We start from the raw sequence: 19,041 nt of genomic DNA on the forward strand, positions 1-19,041 counted from the left end.
AGGAGCCGGCTTGCTGGCGAAGGCGGTGCATCAATCAACATTGATGACGCCTGACACACCGCCATCGCCAGCAAGCCGGCTCCTACAGGTTTGCATTAATGATCTTTTGCGCATGAGAATATTTATCATTAGTATTGCGCCTCGCTGACCAGCCCGATTGCCCTTTGCGCAGTACTGAACCGATGATCACGAGTCCCCCCGAACCCCACGATCTTGCGCACGACGAACCGCGCGGCGATCGTGCGCATTTTCTCCAGGTATTCCTGTCGCAACGGTCGCAAATGGAAGCGCTGGTCAATCGCCGCGTCGGTTGCCGGGCGACGGCAGCGGACCTGGTGCAGGACTTGTTCCTGCGTTTCTGGCGGCGGCCGCTGGTGCAGGTCGAGGAACTCAGCACCTACCTGTTGCGTTGCGCCGGCAACATCGCCATCGATCACTTGCGCAGTGAAGGCACGCGCGCCCGGGCCAGCGAAGGCTTGATGGTGGAACCATCCGACGGTGTCGGCAGTGAGCCGCAAGCGGCGCTGGAGGCGGGCAACGATTTACGGCATGTCGAAGCCGCGTTGCGCGCCTTGCCTGAACGCACGCGGCAGATTTTTTTGCTCAACCGCATCCATGGCCGCAAGTACGCCGAAATCGCCAAGGCCATGGGCCTGTCCCAAAGCGCCGTGGAAAAACATATGATGCGCGCACTCGAAGCCTGCAAGGCCAGCCTTCGGGAACCGGAACCGCGTACGCCAGGGAAAGCACCGTGAACAACTTTCAAACCGTCACTCCGACGCCCGCTCAAGAGCAGGCCGCGTTGGCCTGGCTGAGCCTGTTGCATGACCAGCCGAGCAGTGGCGACCAAGCCACCTTCAGCCAATGGTTGAAGGCTGACCCGGCCCATGCCGAGGCCTATGCCCGCGCGCAAGTGCTGTGGGAGTTGAGCGAAGTGCCGGCGCGCACCCTGGCCGATGAAGACGCCTTGGCCTTGCAGCGTTACCTCAATGCAATGAATCGCTCGCGCCGCCACAGCGTCAGGCGCTGGTCCGGGGCGCTGGCGATGGCCGCTTGCCTGGTGCTGATGATCAGCCTCGGCACCGGTTGGCAGCCGTCGCGCTGGGTTGATGACCTGGGCGCCGATTATGTCTCGGCACCGGGGGAAATCCGCACCGTCACCCTGGCCGATCAGTCACAAGTCACCCTCGATGCCGACAGTGCCATCGCCGTGGATTTCAGTCGTGGTGAACGGCATGTGCAGGTGCGTCGCGGTGCCGGTTTCTTCAGCGTGACCCACACGGGCGAGCCGTTCGTGGTCGACGCCGAAAAGGGCCAGGCGCGGGTGCTGGGCACGCAGTTCGAAGTGCGCCTGCAGCCCCACGGCGCGCAGGTCACGGTATTGTCCGGTCGCGTCGCCGTGACGGCGGATAAAGACGCCACGCAGCAAATCCTCACCGCCGGCCAGCAAGTGGCCTATGGCGAAGGCACGGCGCAACCTTTACACGCGGTGGACAGTGAAGCGCAACTGGCGTGGCGCCAGGGTTGGCTCAACTACTACAAGGCGCCGTTGGCTGACGTGGTGCAGGACCTCGGCCGGTATTACCCGGGAAGGATCGTGCTGCTCAACGATGAACTGGGCAAGCGACGGGTCAGTGGCAGTTTCCCGAGCAAGAACCCGCAGGCGGTGTTGGGTTCGTTGCAAGGGGTGTTGGGGTTTGAGCAGCATCAGGTGTTGGGGCATCTGATTATTTTGCGTTGAAGCCGCCGGCCTCTTCGCGGGCAAGTCGGAACGCCGCCCGCTCGCTCCCACAGGATTGGGGGGGATCCTGTGGGAGCAAGGCTTGCCCGCGATGGGGCCAGATCAGGCGCCACATCCTTCAAGAAAAAATATTTTCAAATTTTTGCTGAGGTAAAACCGAACGCCATCCGTGTAGTGACTGAAACTGCGAGTCATTCGCATCCGTTGCGGTTCTACACAGGTCATGAGTCATGAAGTCCAGGGCAAAATCGGGTTCGGTCAAACAATGGTTGGGTGTTTCTGCCTTGAGCTTTTCGGCGTTGGCATTGCTGCCGCCGAGCGTGGCGATGGCCGCTGAGTCTGGCGGTAGCCAGCAGCGTGAGCAGTTCAGTTTTTCGATGGCCGCCAAACCCCTGCCCCAGGCCTTGAGCGATTTCAGTCGGGTGACCGGCATCAGCGTCGTCTACACCGATGAAGCGCCCTACGGTCTCAACGCGCCCGCCGTGAATGGCCAGATGAGCGCCGAACAGGCACTGCAGCGTTTGCTCGGCGGTTCGGGTTTAACCTTCCGTCGTACCGACGGCCACACCATGGCACTTGAGCCGCAGCCTACCGAAGGCGCCTTGAACCTGGGCGCGACCAACATCACGTCGGTGATGGACGAATCGACCAGCTACCAGCCACCGCCCGTCAGTTCGGTCATGCGCTCCTCGACCCCCATTCAGGAAATTCCGCAAACCATCAACGTGGTCGCGGCCCAGGTCATTCGCGATCAGGCGCCGCGCAATCTGGATGATGCCCTGGCCAACGTCAGCGGCATCACCCAGGGCAATACCCTGGGCAGCACCCAGGACTCGGTCATGACTCGCGGTTTCGGGGATAACCGCAACGGCTCGATCATGCGCGACGGCATGCCGATCGTGCAGGGTCGCGGCATGAACGCCACCGTGGATCGGGTCGAGGTGCTCAAGGGGCCCGCCTCGCTGCTCTACGGAATTCAAGACCCGGGCGGCGTGGTGAACATGGTCAGCAAGAAGCCGGAGCTTGAGCAGTACAACGCCATGACCCTGCGTGGCTCGACCTATGGCGAAGGCAAGAACGGCAGCGGTGGCACCTTCGACAGCACCGGCGGGCTGGGGGATTCCGGCCTGGCTTATCGCATGGTGCTGGACCATGAAGACGAAGATTACTGGCGCAATCTCGGTGTTCATCGCGAGAGCCTGGTGGCACCCTCCCTGGCCTGGTTCGGCGAAAGCACAAAGTTGCTGTTCGCCTATGAGCACCGTGAATTCCTGACCCCGTTCGACCGTGGCACGCTGATCGACCCTCGTGACAATCATCCTCTGAGCATCTCGCGCGAAGAACGCCTGGATGAACCGTTCAACAACATGGAAGGGCGCTCCGACCTCTATCACTTCGAGGCCGACCACGAGCTCAACGACAACTGGAAAGCCCACTTCGGCTACAGCTGGAACCGCGAAACCTACGACGCCAGCCAGGTGCGTGTGACGGCCATCGACACCAACAAAGGCACGCTGACCCGTAGCATGGACGGTACCCAGGACGCGATCAGCACCGACCGCTTCACCACCGCCAGTCTCGAAGGCAACGTGAATGTGCTGGGCATGCAGCATGACCTGTTGATAGGCGTCGATGACGAGTACCGCAAGATCTTCCGTGAAGACCTGATTCGCCAGAAAAGCCTGACCAACTTCAGCTACATCAATCCGGTGTATGGCCGTGAAGTGCCGGGCACTACCGTCAGTGCAGCCGACAGCGCGCAGACCGATGAACTGCGCAGCGACTCGATCTTCCTGCAAGACTCCATTCACCTCACCGACCAGTGGATTCTGGTGGCGGGCGGGCGTTTCCAGGCGTACGACCAGTACGCCGGCAAAGGCGTGCCATTCCACGCCAACACCGACAGCAACGGGCAGAAATGGGTGCCGCGCGCGGGCCTGGTGTATCGCTACACCGATGCGTTGTCGTTCTACGGCAGCTACACCGAATCGTTCAAACCCAACTCGACCATTGCACCGTTGAGCGGCAGCACCACTGTGCTGGACGGCAGCATCGCGCCGGAAGAAGCCAAGTCCTGGGAGCTGGGCGCCAAGCTGGATCTGCCGGGTCGTGTGACGGGCAATATCGCCTTGTTCGACATCAAGAAGCGCAATGTACTGGTGGCCAACGCCGAAGGCCCAACGACGGTTTACAGCGCGGCCGGTGAAGTGCGTTCCCGTGGTCTTGAAGTGGATTTGAGCGGCCAGCTCACCGATCGCTGGAGCATGATCGGCAGCTACGCCTACACCGATGCCGAGGTCACCGAAGACCCGCTTTACGAGGGCAAGAAATTGCAGAACGTCGCCAGGAACAGTGGCTCGCTGTCGGCGGTTTATGACTTCGGTAACGTCGTCGGTGGCGATCAACTGCGGGTCGGTGCGGGGGCGCGTTATGTCGGTGAACGGGAGGGCAATGCGGTCAATGATTTCGACCTGCCGGCCTACACCGTGGCCGATGCGTTTGCCACTTACGACACCCAGCTTGACGGGCAGAAAGTCAAATTCCAGCTCAACGTGAAGAACCTGTTCGATCAAACGTACTACACCTCTGCGGCGAGTCGGTTCTTCGTATCGATGGGCGATTCGCGGCAGGTGATCGTGTCGAGCACTTTGGTGTTCTGATCAAAGACTGCATTATCGTTCATCGCTGGCAAGCCAGCTCCCACAAATCCTGTGGGAGCTGGCTTGCCAGCGATGGCGGCGTGACTGGCGCCGAAAATCTCCGGTCTACCGTAGAAACGCCTGGCGATATTCGCCGGGCGTTCCTCCCAACGTCTGCCGGAACCGGTTGGTAAAGTGACTGGCACTGGCGAACCCGCAAGCCAATGCAATCTCCCCCAATGGTTGCGATGTCGTGCGCAGCAAATCCCGCGCCCGGCTCAAGCGGCGTGCCAATACATATTGATGCGGCGGCAAGCCGAAGCTTTCGCGGAACATCCGCGCAAAGTGGTATTCCGACAACGCGCACAGCGCCGCCAATTGCCCCAGGCTGATGGCGTCGGCCAGGTGGCCGTCGATGTATTCCACCAACAACCGCCGTTGATGCGCTGCCAGGCCACCCTTGAGGCGCAAGTCCGGACGGGTGCTGACCTGGCTGAGCAGCGCATGGCTGAGCATTTCGTGGGCCAGGCTGCTGGTGAGCAGGCGTTCACCCGGTTCGTCCCAGTTGAGGGCGATCAACTGTCGAAAACGCGACGCCTGCTGTGGGTCCTCCAGAAAGGTTTGCTCGCGCAACTGCAATTCCCGCGGCTCACGATCGAGCAGCGTGACGCAGCCAAGGGCAAATTGTTCGGGGCTGAAATACAGGTGAGCCAGGCGAATGTCACCGTTGATGACCCAGCCGGACTGATGATCGGCGGGCAGGATGCACAGTTTGTCCGGGCCACCCTTGGTGCCGGGCTGGTCGCGGCGAAAGGTGCCGGTGCCACCGGCGATGTAGCACGACAATGTGTGGTGGCTCGGCGCTTCGTAGTCCTGGGCATCGTGATGGTTGCTCCACAAGGCCGCAGACAGGCCGTCACCGAGCTCGGCGCTGTGCTCCAGGCGAGCATTGGGCGAGCGGTTGAGGGCTTGAAAGACTTGTAGGGTTTCCAGTGCGGCCATGATCGTTGCTCGTTAACACCTGCATCCAACGCCCTGCATCCTACTCCGTAGACGTTCGCCTGCCAGCCTGTCGCGCGACAAAAGCGCAAGTTTATGCAAGTGCGCCAAGGCCCGGCGCCGGACACTGGGCACCTATCGAGGAGCCTTTGCCATGAACCTTTCTTTGTACCTGCTGACCGTGCTGATCTGGGGCACCACCTGGATTGCCCTGAAATGGCAACTGGGCGTGGTGGCGATCCCCGTGTCGATTGTCTATCGCTTCGGTCTCGCGGCGTTGGTGCTGTTCGCGATGCTTCTGCTCAGCCGGCGTCTGCAAGTGATGAACCGGCGCGGGCATCTGATTTGCCTGGCGCAGGGGTTGTGCCTGTTTTGCGTCAATTTCATGTGTTTCCTGACCGCCAGCCAGTGGATTCCCAGCGGTCTGGTCGCCGTGGTGTTCTCCACCGCTACTTTGTGGAATGCCCTCAATGCGCGGGTGTTCTTCGGCCAGAAAATCGCCCGCAATGTGCTGATGGGCGGCGCGTTGGGCTTGCTCGGCCTGGGCCTGTTGTTCTGGCCGGAGCTGGTCGGCCACACTGCCAGCCCGCAAACCTTGCTGGGCCTGGGCCTGGCCCTGTGCGGCACCTTGTGCTTCTCGGCGGGCAACATGCTTTCGAGCCTGCAGCAGAAAGCCGGACTCAAGCCGCTGACGACCAACGCCTGGGGGATGGCTTACGGCGCGGCGATGCTATCGGTGTGGTGCCTGGTCAAGGGGATTCCGTTCGACGTGGAGTGGAGTGCGCGCTACATCGGTTCGCTGTTGTATTTGGTCATTCCGGGCTCGGTGATCGGCTTCACCGCGTACCTGACGCTGGTCGGTCGCATGGGGCCGGAGCGTGCCGCCTATTGCACCGTGCTGTTCCCGGTGGTGGCGCTGAATGTCTCGGCATTTGTCGAAGGCTACCAGTGGACCGCTCCGGCGCTGGTGGGACTGGTGATGGTGATGTTGGGTAATGTGCTGGTGTTCCGCAAACCCAGGGCGAGTATTAACCCGGTGGCGGGCAAGTTGGCATGAGAAACATGCTGTTTAATTATCCTTGGCTACCAGCAGAAATATCAGCCCGAGGAACATGTATTCAATGTTGCTTCTTGCCCATTCGAATGCATTGCGCTGAGCGGAGTACTCCATGTCGAACCATTCGTTGAGTATGGTGACGTATAAGGTCTGGTAAACGAAAATGGCTGTACTGAAACCAATGATGGCGAACTTCTTGGCTTCGTGGAATTCACGGCGTGGTGCAGAAAGTTTTCGGCACAGCTGATAAGTGCCTACCAGGAAACTGAAGGTGAATATGATCTCGAGGGTGATGATCGCCCAATAAAAGCGGTGATGGAAAATCATGGAAGTGACGGCTCTGTATCGACGGGAATCATTACCTGTTGTGTCGCTCATGCTGATGATTCGCCCGATATAGTCGGAGTACGCCGCGTAGTCAGTGAAGTTGTTGGTGAGCGTCATCAGTCCGAAAAGAGCCGCCATCAGGACGACCAGTATTTTGCTCCGCCTGATAACGCCGGCAGTGGTGAAGTTGTTCATGCCAATACGCTCCGAGTGCACGTCAGTGCTTTTTTGTCGTCGGAGTTTATCGGCGTTTTTTTGTAAAGTGGCCGGGCACTGAGTTGCGAGTTATGTCGTTACTTGCGCTTCAATAAAGTGTGTTTACAAGCGGCACGCCGAGCAAGGCGTGCCGCGGTTCAATCAACCTTTCCAGACCTGCGGATTGACCAGATCCTGCGGACGTTCGCCCAACAAGGCGCTGCGCAAGTTGCTCAGGGCGCGGTTGGCCATCGCTTCACGGGTTTCATGGGTGGCCGAGCCGATGTGCGGCAAGGTCACGGCGTTTTTCAGCTGGAACAGCGGCGATTCTGCCAGTGGTTCTTTTTCGTACACATCCAGCCCGGCACCGCGAATCCGGTTGCTTTGCAGCGCTTCGATCAGTGCCGGCTCATCCACCACCGGGCCGCGCGAGATATTGACCAGGATGGCGCCTGGTTTCATCAACGCCAGTTCGCGATGGCTGATCAGGTGTCTGGTTTTCTCGCTGAGCGGCACCACCAGGCACACGAAGTCGGCTTCTGCCAGCAATTCATCCAGAGTACGGAACTGCGCACCGAGCTCCTGTTCCAGCTCGGTCTTGCGACTGTTACCGCTGTAGATGACCGGCATGTTGAAGCCCAGGCGGCCACGGCGGGCAATGGCTGCACCGATGTTGCCCATGCCGACGATGCCCAGGGTCTTGCCATGGACATCGCAACCGAACAACGGTGCGCCGACGGTGGCTTTCCATTGCCCGGCCTTGGTCCAGGCATCGAGTTCGGCTACGCGGCGGGCACTGCTCATCAACAGGGCGAAGGCCAGGTCGGCGGTGCTTTCGGTGAGCACGTCGGGGGTGTTGGTCAGCATGATCCCGCGTTCGCTCAGGTACGCCACGTCATAGTTGTCATAGCCCACCGAAACGCTGGACACCACTTCCAGTTTGGCCGCGCTCTCCAGTTGCGCACGACCGAGTTTGCGACCGACGCCAATCAAGCCGTGGGCGTGGGGCAGGGCTTCGTTGAACTGGGCATTGATGTCGCCGTTTTTCGGATTCGGCACGATGACGTCGAAGTCTTGTTGCAGGCGTTCGACCATTTCAGGTGTGACGCGGCTGAAGGCGAGGACGGTTTTTTTCATGGATGCAGGCTCGTCGGTGCGGAGGAGAATGCTGAGCACGCTAACATTCTTGCCGGGATTTGTGCGAGTCGCTTAACAGCAGCTTGCGGCGCTTCATCCAGTTATACTGCCGCCTTTCGCGGCTCGCTGACCGGGCCCGACACATAACGCATCACCCGGAGCTTTCATGACTTCCCCGAAACAACCGCCGGTCGCCGACACCTTGAGCGACGAACAGGCAGAGCTGCCAGACAGCGTCGACTCCAGCGCCGATGGCGAAACCAAAGCCGCGATCCCTGCGTTCAAGTTCCCGTTCAAACCGGGAGAGCTGGCAGGCGCCAAAGGCTCCAACCAGCCGTGGTACAAGAACGGCGCCAAGAACGGTCACACCAAGACGCCAGGCATGGCGCCGCCGGGGACTCGGCGGTCGATGGGCAAGCGTTAAGCCCCAGTTTTTGTAGCGCCTGTGCGGGCCTCATCGCGAGCAGGCTCGCTCCCACAGTGGATCTGCGTTGCACACACAATCTGTGTTCACTGAAGATCCCTTGTGGGAGCGAGCCTGCTCGCGAAGGGGCCATCACAGGCAACACACTTTTTGGATCAGGCCGCCCGCAACGAAATGAATCCATAGTTCACAGGCGCATCCGTCACCACCTGTGCCCCTGCCGCCAAAACCTGCCCGGCAATATCCTCACCCGAAACATGAAACAGCCACTCGCTGCTCCACTGCGGCAATGTCTGGCCGTTCAGTTCATCGAAGATCCTGGCGAATTCGTTCATATCCGGTAGATAAGCGGTAAACCCATCACCCTTCAGCGCGGTCGTTCGGATCCCCAGCAGCGCGCAAATCGCGTCCTTCATCTGAATGTCATCGCGATCCGCCTGACGGGAGCGCTGGATCAATTCCGACAGGTCTCTGTCAACCAATTCACCACCGACTATCAGCTCCGGCCCTTTTTCCCACGACTGGGGCGGACATTCCTTCACGGCGGTGTTCAGGGGGATGTGCGGATTGATTTCCATCGGGTAGATGCGGCACACCAGCGGTCGGCGTTCATAGATGCGGCACAGGTTGTTTTCGTCAAGATTCCGGCAGGCACCCAGGTTGTAAGCGGCAAAGGTGATGGCGACATACGCCTCGGCGTCGGCGCTGCGGACCATGGCCGAACGACGTTCGGCATGTTCGCGTTGCTGCACCGGCAGGCCCAGGCCATTACTCAGGAAGGCTTCCACCAGCACGATCACTTGACCGCCGTCGGCTGCCCACATGCGGGCTTCGGGCAGGGTCAGGGGGACATGGTGGTCATTGCAGCATTTGCCACAGCCTACGCAGGAAAACGTCGTATTCATTGAGCGGTCAGTCGCATCCGGGAGCATGAAACGGCGACAGAATGCCACCGCAAAGACCCCAGCCGAAGCAAGTTATGCGCCACTCACTGCGCCTTGGCGGCCGCACGGATGGAGTCCCATTCGGTGACGTACGCGGTTTTGCTCTGTTTGTTGTAGAGGCACAGCTCGGTGCCTTGCGCGCCTTTCATGTGTTTTTGCGGGTACTGGCCTTGTAGCAGGAGTGCGGTGTAGCCGACGCGGTCATCGAACTGCGCGGCGTTGCCGACCGGTTTGGCGTTCTTCAGGCCACTGGCCTTGGTGCAACTGGCGAGCACGGCTTTGTCGTAGGCGGCCCAGGCGTCCGGGCTGGAGGCATGGGCGTGGGTGACGAGGGCGGTGAGGCAGAGGAAGGTCAGGGTCGAAGCTTTCATGGTTCGGGATCCTTGGGTGATGTCCAAGGTTGGAGTATGCCTGATGGTTTGATGGCGTTTGTAAGGGCCTCTTCGCGAGCAGGCTCGCTCCCACAAGGGAAACGCGATCCTCTGTGGGAGTGAGCCTGCTCGCGAAAGCGGTTTCAGATTGGAACCGGTTCGCGGCGGACTACACGCATCCCGACACTTTCATACAACCGCCGCGCCCGCAGGTTGTCTTCCAGTACCTTCAAATCCACAAATCCTTCCCGGCGCTGTTGAAACACCTTGAAAGCATGCAACAGCAGCGCGCGGCCCAGTCCTTGTTGTCGGACTCGCGCATGCACCACCAGATTCTTGATGTAAGAACTCGTCCAGCACTGACACACCGCAACCACGCCTTCGCTGTCCAGCAAGACGAAGCAGAGCTCGGGATCGTATTCGGGGTCGGTCTCGAACTGGCGTTGCCACAGCGCCAGGGCCGGCACGCGACCGCCACCGTCGCTGTAACCCGACTCCATCAAGTGATGCACGGCAGCGGCGAGTTCAGGGCGGTAGTGGGTCAACTGAATGCCGGATGGCCAGCGGATGGCGGGCACCACCTCGGCGAGGTCGCGCCGCATCAGCCAGCAATAGTCCCCGGCCAAGCCTCAATGTCCTTGTTCGGCCACAGCCTTGGCCGCGTCGATCAGGCATTTGGTCAGTTCCGGCGAAGAGAACTTGGTCAGTACCGCGTTCGCGCCGGCCAGGCGGGCCTTTTCGCTGTTCATCGCACTGTCCAGCGAGGTATGCAGCAGCACATAGAGGTGCGCGAAATCCGGGGTTTCGCGCAGGGTGCGGGTGAAGGCGTAGCCGTCCATTTCGGACATTTCGATGTCGGAGACGATCAGGTTGATCTGCTGGGCAGTACCTTGCAGATCCAGCAGGCAATCGATGGCTTCCTTGGCACTGCGTGCCGTGTGGCATTGCAGGCCGAGATTGCGCAGGGTGTGAACGGATTGCTGCAACGCCACCTGGCTGTCATCGACCACCAGAATCCGCGCATTACCCAGCACTTCGGCATCTTCCATGCTGAGCTCGGTCGGTGCCATGTCGATTTGCACCGGAGCGATGCCATGGATGACTTTCTCGATGTCCAGCACCTGCACCAGCGTGCCATCGACCGAGGTCACGCCGGTGATGTACGAGCGCACGCCACCAGAGCCGAAGGGCGGCGGACGGATGTCGGTGGTCAGGCAATGGACAATCTTGCTGACGGCCTGAACGTGCAAGCCCTGTTTGGAGCGGCTGACATCGGTGACGATCAGGCAGCCGCCGTTCGGATCTTCCAGCGGGCGCTCGCCGATGGCGCGACTGAGGTCGATCACCGACAACGAGGCGCCGCGCAGGGTGGCGATGCCTTTTACGTGGGGGTGCGACTCCGGCAATTTGGTCAGCGGCGGGCAGGGGATGATTTCACTGACTTTGAGCAGGTTGATCGCCATCAACTTGCCACTGCGCAAGGTGAACAGCAGAAGCGAAAGTGAATCCGCGCGGCCTTTGGTGGAAGACATAAGTACCTTCTGTGGAAAAAGGTGATGGGCGACCGCGAGGATCGCCAAAAGCTATCAATGCCGGGTTATCGACTTGTTGGGGGCAGGCTTTAGTTAATCGGTTGAATGGTAGTGCGCCTTCGCGAGCAGGCTCGCTCCCACAAAGGCAGCGACAATCCTTGTGGGAGCGAGCCTGCTCGCGAAGAGGCCCTCACTTCATCCCCAATCTTTTGGCCATCCGCCCAAGGTTCGCCCGATCCAAGCCTAGTTCACGCGCCGCGCTCGCCCAATTATGGTGATGCCGCTCCAGGCACGCACCGATCAACTGGCGCTGATAGTTTTCAGTGGCCTCGCGCAAATCCCCGGTCACCAACGCCACAGCGGCCGCAGCCGGTTGCTCGGCGGCGACTTCGACACTGCCGTTGGGCAGGTCCAGGTCGGCTGCGCTCAAGCTGAGGATTTTCGGCCGTTCCTTGCAGTTACCCAGGGCCTTCAACGCACTGCGGCCGATCAAGTGCTCCAGTTCCCGCACGTTGCCCGGCCAGTCGTACGCCAGCAACGCAACCTGGGCGTCGCTGCTCAGGCGCAGGCTGTTGAGGCCCATGCGCGAGCGATTCTGTTCGAGGAAATAACCGCTGAGCAGCAGTACATCGCGGCCACGGTCACGCAGGGCCGGCACTAATAAAGGGTAAACGCTGAGGCGATGATAGAAGTCGGCACGATAGCGGCCGCTGCGCACTTCTTCGGCCAGATCGCGGTTGGTCGCCGCGATCAGCCGCACATCGACCTGATGTTCCTTGTCCGACCCCAGCCGCTGCAACTGACCGCTTTGCAGTACGCGCAGCAATTTGGCCTGGACCGTCAGCGACAGCTCGCCGACTTCATCGAGAAACAGCGTGCCGCCATTGGCCAGTTCGAACTTGCCGCGTCGATCATTCATCGCTCCGGTGAAGGCGCCGCGCACGTGGCCAAACAACTCGCTCTCCACCAGCGTATCGGGCAGCGCGGCGCAGTTGAGGCTGATGATCGGCTTGTCGGCCCGGGGCGAGGCGGCGTGGATGGCCTGGGCCACCAGTTCCTTGCCGACCCCGGTTTCCCCGGTGATCAGCACGGTCAGATCACTGCCGCCCACCAGATGGATTTCTTCCACCAGCCGTTTGTGCGCCTTGCTCTGGCCGATCATTTCGCGGTTCTGCTGGCCGCTGGCCTGGCGGTAGACCTCGGCGCGCTGGTGTTCATCTTCGACGCGATTGTTCAGGCGCTCGATGCGCTCGGCGGCATTCACGGTGGCGGCGGCAAGGCTGGCGAAAGCCTCCAAGGCATCCAGCTCGATCGGTTCAAATTGCCCGGGATCGAGGGCGTCGAGGGTCAACAGGCCCCATGGACGCTCGTCGATGAACAGCGGGCAGCCCATGCAGTCATGGACTTCCAGATGGTCGTCCAGGCCTTCAACCAGACCGTCGTAGGGATCGGGCATGTTGCTGTCGGCGGCGAAGCGGGTCGGGCCGTGGCTGCTGAGCAACGCTTCGAAGCGCGGGTGTTCGCTGACCTTGAAGCGGCGCCCGAGGGTGTCGGTACTCAAGCCGTCGACGGCCAGCGGGACCAGCCACTCGCCATCGAGGCGCAGCAGGGCGGCCGCATCGCAGGGCAGCAGGGCGCGCATCGCTTCGAGCAAGCGTCGATAGCGCTCGCCTTCGGGGAGTTCGCGGGACAGGTCAGAGACCAGTGGCAGCAGGGCGGTAAGCAGGGATTTTGCAGTCATAGTGACTCCATGTAGTCGGTGTGACTATAAAACAGGCTGTGTCGATATGACTATCATGTTGTTAAGTTATTGATTTATATGAAAATAAATTCTGGCACGAAACCTGATAACCATAGGGCAACCGTTAAGAAACCCTCGTTGCTCTGGAGTCACCTTATGCTTAGCGTTCAAGACCGTGCCATCGTCAAATCCACCGTGCCGTTGCTGGAAAGCGGTGGCGAAGCGCTGATCACCCACTTCTACCGCATGATGCTGTCCGAGTACCCGGAGGTGCGTCCGCTGTTCAACCAGGCCCACCAGGCCAGCGGTGACCAGCCACGCGCACTGGCCAACGGCGTATTGATGTATGCACGCCACATCGACCAGCTCGACCAGTTGGGTGACCTGGTGGCCAAGATCATCAACAAGCACGTGGCCCTGCAGATTCTGCCGGAACACTACCCGATTGTTGGCTCCTGCCTGCTGCGTGCAATTGCTGAAGTATTGGGCGAAGAAATCGCCACACCAGAGGTGATCGCGGCGTGGGGCGCAGCTTACGGCCAGCTGGCAGATATCCTGATCGGTGCCGAAACCAGCATCTACGACCAGAAAGAACAGGCACCGGGCGGCTGGCGCGGGGCGCGGGATTTCGTCGTGGTGGCCAAGGTCGAGGAAAGCGCGGAAATTACCTCGTTCTACTTCGAACCTGCTGACAAAGGCCCGATTCTGGCGGCAGAGCCGGGCCAGTACATCGGCATGAAATTGATCCTCGATGGCGAAGAAATCCGTCGCAACTATTCGCTGTCGGCCTTGGCGAACAAAGGCCAGTACCGCATCAGCGTCAAGCGTGAAACCGGCGGCCGCGCCTCCAACCACCTGCATGATCAATTGCATGTCGGGGCGAGCATTCAGCTGTTTCCGCCTTCGGGGGAGTTCACCCTGACCGCGAGCGACAAACCGCTGGTGCTGATCAGCGGTGGCGTCGGCATCACGCCGACCCTGGCGATGCTCGAAGCGGCGCTGGAAACCGAGCGGCCGGTGCACTTTATCCACTGTGCCCGTAACGGCAGCGTTCACGCCTTCCGTGACTGGATCGACGGGCTGGCCGAGCGTCATCCGCAACTCAAGCGCTTCTATTGCTATGCCGAAGACGACGGTATGAGCCCGGCGGCGCACAAGGTCGGGTTGTTGAGCCAGGAGCAGTTGGGCGAGTGGTTGCCTGCCGAGCGCGACGTGGATGCCTACTTCCTCGGCCCGAAAGGCTTCATGGCCGCGATCAAGCGTCACCTCAAGGCGCTGGGTGTGCCCGAGAAGCAGAGCCGTTACGAGTTCTTCGGCCCGGCTGCGGCGCTGGAGTAAACATTGGTGGCGACTCGGGACACCGAGTCGCCTGCTTCGCGAGCAGGCTCGCTCCCACAAGGGATCTCCAGTGAACACAGGTTTTGTGTCTGGCGTAGATCCACTGTGGGAGCGAGCCTGCTCGCGAATGCAGCACCGCGGTTTCAATCCTGAAAAACGCTCGAAAGTTAATCCCTTCTTAACCCGCCTATTGTCTATTCCCCCCCGACATCCCCCCACCACGCGCCGGGCTCTCAAAGATCCAGGTCAGCGTGTAGACTGGCGGGCAATCGATATATTGAAGGGAAACGCGATGAGCGAGGAAACCATGCGGTTGGGCCGTGAACGGCGCTATCTGGTGTTGCTGGGCGTTATCTGCCTGGCGCTGATCGGCGGTGCGCTGTACATGCAAATCGTGCTGGGCGAGGCGCCATGCCCGCTGTGTATCCTGCAACGTTATGCCTTGCTGTTGATCGCGATCTTCGCTTTTGTCGGCGCGGCCATGCGCAGTCGTCGTAGCATCACGGTGTGTGAAACCCTGGTGGTGATCTGCGCGCTGGCAGGCGTTGGAGTGGCGGGGCATCACGTCTTTACGCAGTTCTATCCAGCGGTCAGTTGCGGCATCGACGTCCTGCAGCCGATTGTCGATGGCTTGCCGCTGGCGAAGATCTTCCCGCTGGGCTTCCAGGTCGATGGTTTCTGCTCCACGCCGTACCCGCCGATCCTCGGATTGTCGCTGGCGCAGTGGGCGCTGGTCGCCTTCGTGCTGGTGGTAGTGCTGGTGCCGCTACTCACTGTGCGTAATCGCAAAGCGCTGCGCTGAGGTCATCGGCGACCACGCCGTGACATCAAAAACGCCCCGGTCCTTGAACAGAGGACCGGGGCGTTTTTGCATTTTCAGAGGCCAGGTAAAAAGTCCGTGACAGGCGGCAACGAAGGGTGTGGCAAGTGTGCGACATGTTGTCACATCTTGAGTGTCGCACCGGCTTTCAGTGCATCGGATTGGTACGCGGGTACGCAATGAAATTGGCCTGCTTTTCAGGATGGCCACTTGACCCTCGTCACGCTGGAGCAGGCAGTTTTAACAGGCTCTGGCAATTTGCCAGAGCCCTTGCCATATGGGGCTCACGCCGTATCGGGCGCAGCCGCCGAGCCTTCGATGCTGTCTGAATTGCGGATGGTAGGCCTACTATTTTTGGTGTTTTTGTTGAGAATCAATTTCGATAACATGCGCCACTTTTACAAGTTGTGTTAAGGATTGTTGCGGGGCGGGATATAAATTATTTCGGGATGAGACATGGTTTAAAAAACGCTACATAACTACAATCGCCCGCACTGAATTCCCGGCTCTGCTCACGCCCACCAGGTGTTTGGGCAGGAACAGGGTGTCGAGAGGCCGGGCGGCTTCATGCGATGCCCAGGTGTCGGTGCCTCCAATTATCCGCACCAAATGGAATTGGTCTGTAACAAGGCCTTTGACCACGAATTCGAATAAGAACTCACGCTAGCCCAGGATTTGTCGAAACGCGTCTGACGCTCGACGGGCCAGCCCTTATTCAATCCAAGAAAAATGCCAACCCTTGGCAGGGTGAAGTGTTGGCGATCAAAACCCAACTGCATTGCGCAAGCTGCTTTAGAGGTCGTGAGATGAGTAAAAACAGGTACCCCAGACTACTAGGCTTATTGCCGCTGATGGGCACATTGCTGCTGTCAGGCTGCAACATGACCTTGCTCGACCCCAAGGGCCAGGTGGGCCTGGACGAGCGAAACCTGATCATCACCGCAACGCTGCTGATGCTGTTGGTCGTGATTCCGGTCATCGTGATGACCTTCCTGTTCGCGTGGAAATATCGCGCGTCCAACACCAGCGCTACCTACACGCCGAAGTGGAACCACTCCACCAAGATCGAGATCGCGGTGTGGGCTGTGCCAATCATGATCATCATTGCCCTGGGTTACGTCACCTACAAGTCGACCCACGCCCTGGACCCGTACCGTCCGCTGGAATCCGACGTGAAGCCGGTGACCATCGAAGTGGTCGCGCTGGACTGGAAGTGGCTGTTCATCTACCCGGAACAAGGCATTGCCACGGTCAACAAGATCGTGTTCCCGGCGCACACGCCAATCAACTTCAAGATCACCTCCGACGCTGTGATGAACTCGTTCTTCATCCCTGCGCTGGGCGGCCAGATCTACGCGATGGCGGGCATGCAGACCAAGCTGCACCTGATCGCCAACCAGAACGCTGAGATGGACGGTATCTCCGCCAACTACAGCGGCGCTGGCTTCACCGGCATGAAATTCAAAGCGACCGCGACTACCCAGGAAGAATTCGACGCCTGGGTAAGTGAAGTCAAAAAGGCACCTAAGAAGCTTGAACAGGCTGAATACGCAGCTCTTGCCAAGCAGAGCCAGAACAACCCAGTCGAGCTCTACTCCTCGGTTACGCCGAACCTGTTCCAGATCATCGTCGACAAGTACGAAGGCATGAAACCAGGTCCTAAGGTGCACCACGAGAAGAAAGAGAAAGAAGTGGCCGCTACGGACATGAACTCGCATTCAGCTGCCGGGGCAGAGGAGTAAACGATGTTTGGTAAATTAAGTTGGGAAGCGATCCCGTTCCACGAGCCGATCGTGATGGTCACCATCTCGATGATCGCGCTTGGTGGTCTGGCGTTGTTCGCTGCAATCACCTACTTCAAGAAGTGGACCTACCTGTGGACCGAGTGGCTGACGTCGGTCGACCACAAGAAAATCGGCGTGATGTACATCGTCGTCGCCATGGTCATGCTGCTGCGTGGCTTTGCCGACGCCATCATGATGCGTACCCAGTTGGCCATGGCCACCGAAGGTTCGCCTGGCTACCTGCCACCTGAACACTATGACCAGATCTTCACCGCTCACGGTGTGATCATGATCATCTTCATGGCGATGCCATTCTTCACCGGCCTGATGAACCTTGCAGTGCCGCTGCAGATCGGCGCGCGTGACGTTGCCTACCCGTTCCTGAACTCCCTGAGCTTCTGGCTGCTGGTTTCCGGCGTGGTGCTGATCAACCTGTCCCTGGGCGTCGGCGAATTCGCCAAGACCGGTTGGGTTGCCTATCCGCCGTTGTCGGGTCTGCAATACAGCCCTGGCGTGGGGATGGATTACTACATCTGGGCGCTACAGCTATCGGGTCTGGGTACAACGCTAACCGGGGTTAACTTCCTGGCGACCGTGCTGAAAATGCGTACCCCAGGCATGAAACTGATGGACATGCCGATCTTCACCTGGACCTGCACCTGGGCCAACGTCCTGATCGTGGCTTCGTTCCCGATCCTGACCGCTACCCTGGCTTTGCTGACGCTTGACCGTTACATGGATTTCCACATTTTCACCAATGAACTTGGTGGCAATCCAATGATGTACGTCAACCTGTTCTGGGCTTGGGGTCACCCCGAGGTTTACATCCTGATTCTGCCGGCGTTCGGTATCTTCTCCGAAGTCATCTCAACCTTCTCGGGCAAGAAACTGTTCGGCCACCACTCGATGATCTACGCATCGGGCGCGATCTCGATCCTGGGCTTCATGGTTTGGCTGCACCACTTCTTCACCATGGGTTCGGGTGCCAGCGTCAACGCCTTCTTCGGTCTGGCGACGATGCTGATTTCCATCCCGACGGGTGTGAAGCTATTCAACTGGCTGTTCACCATCTACCAGGGCCGTCTGCGCTTCACCAGCCAGGTAATGTGGACCCTGGGCTTCATGGTGACCTTCGCCATCGGCGGCATGACCGGCGTACTGCTGGCCATCCCGGGCGCTGACTTCGTTCTGCACAACAGCCTGTTCGTGATCGCGCACTTCCACAACGTGATCATCGGTGGTGCTGTATTCGGTTACATCGCCGGTTTCGGCTTCTACTTCCCGAAAGCGTTCGGCTTCAAGCTGCACGAAGGTTGGGGCAAGGCTGCATTCTGGTTCTGGATCACCGGCTTCTTCGTCGCGTTCATGCCGCTCTATGTACTGGGCTTCATGGGCATGACCCGTCGCCTGAACGCCACCACGAACCCTGAGTGGGTACCGTACCTGTACGTTGCCATGTTCGGTGCGGTGATGATCGCTGTCGGTATCGCTTGCCAGCTGATCCAGCTCTACGTGAGTGTGCGTGACCGCAACAAGCCAGAGAACATGTGCGAACACGGCGACCCGTGGAATGCACACACCCTGGAATGGTCGACTTCGTCGCCACCTCCGTTCTACAACTTCGCTGTACTGCCAAAAGCCGACGTGGTCGATCCGTTCACCGAAGCCAAGGAAAACGGTACTGCGTACAAGGCTCCGGCCAAGTACGAACCGATCCACATGCCAAACAACACTGCGACCGGTGTGGTCATGGGTGCTCTGTTGACCGTGTTCGGTTTCGCGATGATCTGGCACATCTGGTGGCTGGCAATCGCTGGTCTGGCCGGCACCGTGATCTACTTCGTGATCCACGCGGCCCGTGATGATCAAGGCTACTACGTGCCGGTCGACGTGATCGAGCGCATCGAAGCCGAGCAGCACAAGCGTCTGGTCAAGGCCGGGAAAGTCCCAGCCACTGCCACCCGTGTTGAAACCTCGTTGGAACAGGCTTAA

Annotated in this window: 17 protein-coding genes; 9 read left to right on the forward strand and 8 right to left on the reverse strand. The window is 59.7% G+C overall.

The window, feature by feature from the left end:
• Nucleotides 1-182 precede the first annotated feature (182 nt).
• The 3 genes from BJ917_RS24730 (at nt 183) to BJ917_RS24740 (ending at nt 4,401) form a co-directional block, all read left to right on the forward strand.
• Nucleotides 183-755: an RNA polymerase sigma factor gene (locus BJ917_RS24730; RefSeq protein ID WP_096513389.1), complete on the forward strand. Its 573-nt coding sequence runs from the start codon at nt 183-185 to the stop codon at nt 753-755.
• Nucleotides 752-1,741, forward strand: a complete 990-nt coding sequence (locus BJ917_RS24735) for a FecR family protein (protein ID WP_121105022.1) — start codon at nt 752-754, stop codon at nt 1,739-1,741. The genes BJ917_RS24730 and BJ917_RS24735 overlap by 4 nt, the downstream gene beginning before the upstream one ends.
• A 230-nt stretch (nt 1,742-1,971) precedes the next feature.
• The gene (locus tag BJ917_RS24740) at nt 1,972-4,401 is read left to right on the forward strand and encodes a TonB-dependent receptor (RefSeq protein ID WP_121105024.1); all 2,430 of its coding nucleotides are present in this window, start codon (nt 1,972-1,974) and stop codon (nt 4,399-4,401) included.
• Between the two features lie 105 nt (nt 4,402-4,506).
• On the opposite strand, the gene BJ917_RS24745 is transcribed toward BJ917_RS24740, so the two are convergent.
• Entirely contained in the window at nt 4,507-5,382 is an 876-nt protein-coding gene (locus BJ917_RS24745) for an AraC family transcriptional regulator (protein ID WP_096513386.1), read from the reverse strand.
• A gap of 151 nt (nt 5,383-5,533) precedes the next feature.
• Between BJ917_RS24745 and BJ917_RS24750 the strand changes: the two genes are divergently transcribed.
• Nucleotides 5,534-6,436 (forward strand): DMT family transporter, encoded by a 903-nt coding sequence (locus BJ917_RS24750; protein ID WP_096513385.1) that lies wholly within the window; start codon nt 5,534-5,536, stop codon nt 6,434-6,436.
• Nucleotides 6,437-6,448: 12 nt separating this feature from the next.
• On the opposite strand, the gene BJ917_RS24755 is transcribed toward BJ917_RS24750, so the two are convergent.
• On the reverse strand, nt 6,449-6,958 hold the full coding sequence (locus BJ917_RS24755; protein ID WP_121105026.1) for a DUF2165 family protein: 510 nt from the start codon (nt 6,956-6,958) through the stop codon (nt 6,449-6,451).
• 162 nt (nt 6,959-7,120) lie between these two features.
• Entirely contained in the window at nt 7,121-8,095 is a 975-nt protein-coding gene (locus BJ917_RS24760; RefSeq protein ID WP_096513383.1) for a D-glycerate dehydrogenase, read from the reverse strand.
• Nucleotides 8,096-8,261: 166 nt separating this feature from the next.
• On the opposite strand from BJ917_RS24760, the gene BJ917_RS24765 reads away from it, so the two are divergent.
• Complete coding sequence (locus BJ917_RS24765) at nt 8,262-8,519, forward strand: hypothetical protein (protein ID WP_121105028.1); 258 nt, start codon at nt 8,262-8,264, stop codon at nt 8,517-8,519.
• Between the two features lie 155 nt (nt 8,520-8,674).
• Here the strand turns inward: BJ917_RS24765 and BJ917_RS24770 are convergent, their stop codons facing one another.
• From BJ917_RS24770 to norR, 5 genes are all read right to left on the reverse strand, one after another.
• The gene (locus BJ917_RS24770) at nt 8,675-9,424 is read right to left on the reverse strand and encodes a YkgJ family cysteine cluster protein (protein WP_121105030.1); all 750 of its coding nucleotides are present in this window, start codon (nt 9,422-9,424) and stop codon (nt 8,675-8,677) included.
• 83 nt (nt 9,425-9,507) lie between these two features.
• On the reverse strand, nt 9,508-9,834 hold the full coding sequence (locus BJ917_RS24775) for a hypothetical protein (RefSeq protein ID WP_121105032.1): 327 nt from the start codon (nt 9,832-9,834) through the stop codon (nt 9,508-9,510).
• Nucleotides 9,835-9,977: 143 nt separating this feature from the next.
• Nucleotides 9,978-10,436: an N-acetyltransferase gene (locus BJ917_RS24780; RefSeq protein WP_121105133.1), complete on the reverse strand. Its 459-nt coding sequence runs from the start codon at nt 10,434-10,436 to the stop codon at nt 9,978-9,980.
• A 27-nt stretch (nt 10,437-10,463) separates the two neighbouring features.
• Nucleotides 10,464-11,366: a chemotaxis protein CheV gene (locus BJ917_RS24785; RefSeq protein ID WP_096513379.1), complete on the reverse strand. Its 903-nt coding sequence runs from the start codon at nt 11,364-11,366 to the stop codon at nt 10,464-10,466.
• 190 nt (nt 11,367-11,556) lie between these two features.
• Nucleotides 11,557-13,107 carry a nitric oxide reductase transcriptional regulator NorR gene (gene norR, locus BJ917_RS24790; RefSeq protein ID WP_096513378.1) on the reverse strand — a complete coding sequence of 517 codons (1,551 nt, stop codon included), beginning with the start codon at nt 13,105-13,107 and terminating at the stop codon, nt 11,557-11,559.
• 156 nt (nt 13,108-13,263) lie between these two features.
• On the opposite strand from norR, the gene hmpA reads away from it, so the two are divergent.
• From hmpA to cyoB, 4 genes are all read left to right on the forward strand, one after another.
• On the forward strand, nt 13,264-14,445 hold the full coding sequence (gene hmpA, locus BJ917_RS24795; RefSeq protein WP_096513377.1) for an NO-inducible flavohemoprotein: 1,182 nt from the start codon (nt 13,264-13,266) through the stop codon (nt 14,443-14,445).
• Nucleotides 14,446-14,737: 292 nt separating this feature from the next.
• The gene (locus BJ917_RS24805; protein ID WP_096513376.1) at nt 14,738-15,247 is read left to right on the forward strand and encodes a disulfide bond formation protein B; all 510 of its coding nucleotides are present in this window, start codon (nt 14,738-14,740) and stop codon (nt 15,245-15,247) included.
• An 824-nt stretch (nt 15,248-16,071) separates the two neighbouring features.
• A complete protein-coding gene (gene cyoA, locus BJ917_RS24820; RefSeq protein ID WP_096513374.1) occupies nt 16,072-17,007 on the forward strand; it encodes a ubiquinol oxidase subunit II in 936 nt (311 codons plus the stop codon).
• A gap of 3 nt (nt 17,008-17,010) precedes the next feature.
• Nucleotides 17,011-19,041 (forward strand): cytochrome o ubiquinol oxidase subunit I, encoded by a 2,031-nt coding sequence (cyoB, locus tag BJ917_RS24825; RefSeq protein WP_096513373.1) that lies wholly within the window; start codon nt 17,011-17,013, stop codon nt 19,039-19,041.

This window comes from Pseudomonas sp. WPR_5_2 (assembly GCF_003634475.1).
In the GTDB taxonomy this organism is placed as follows: Bacteria; Pseudomonadota; Gammaproteobacteria; order Pseudomonadales; family Pseudomonadaceae; genus Aquipseudomonas; species Aquipseudomonas izuensis.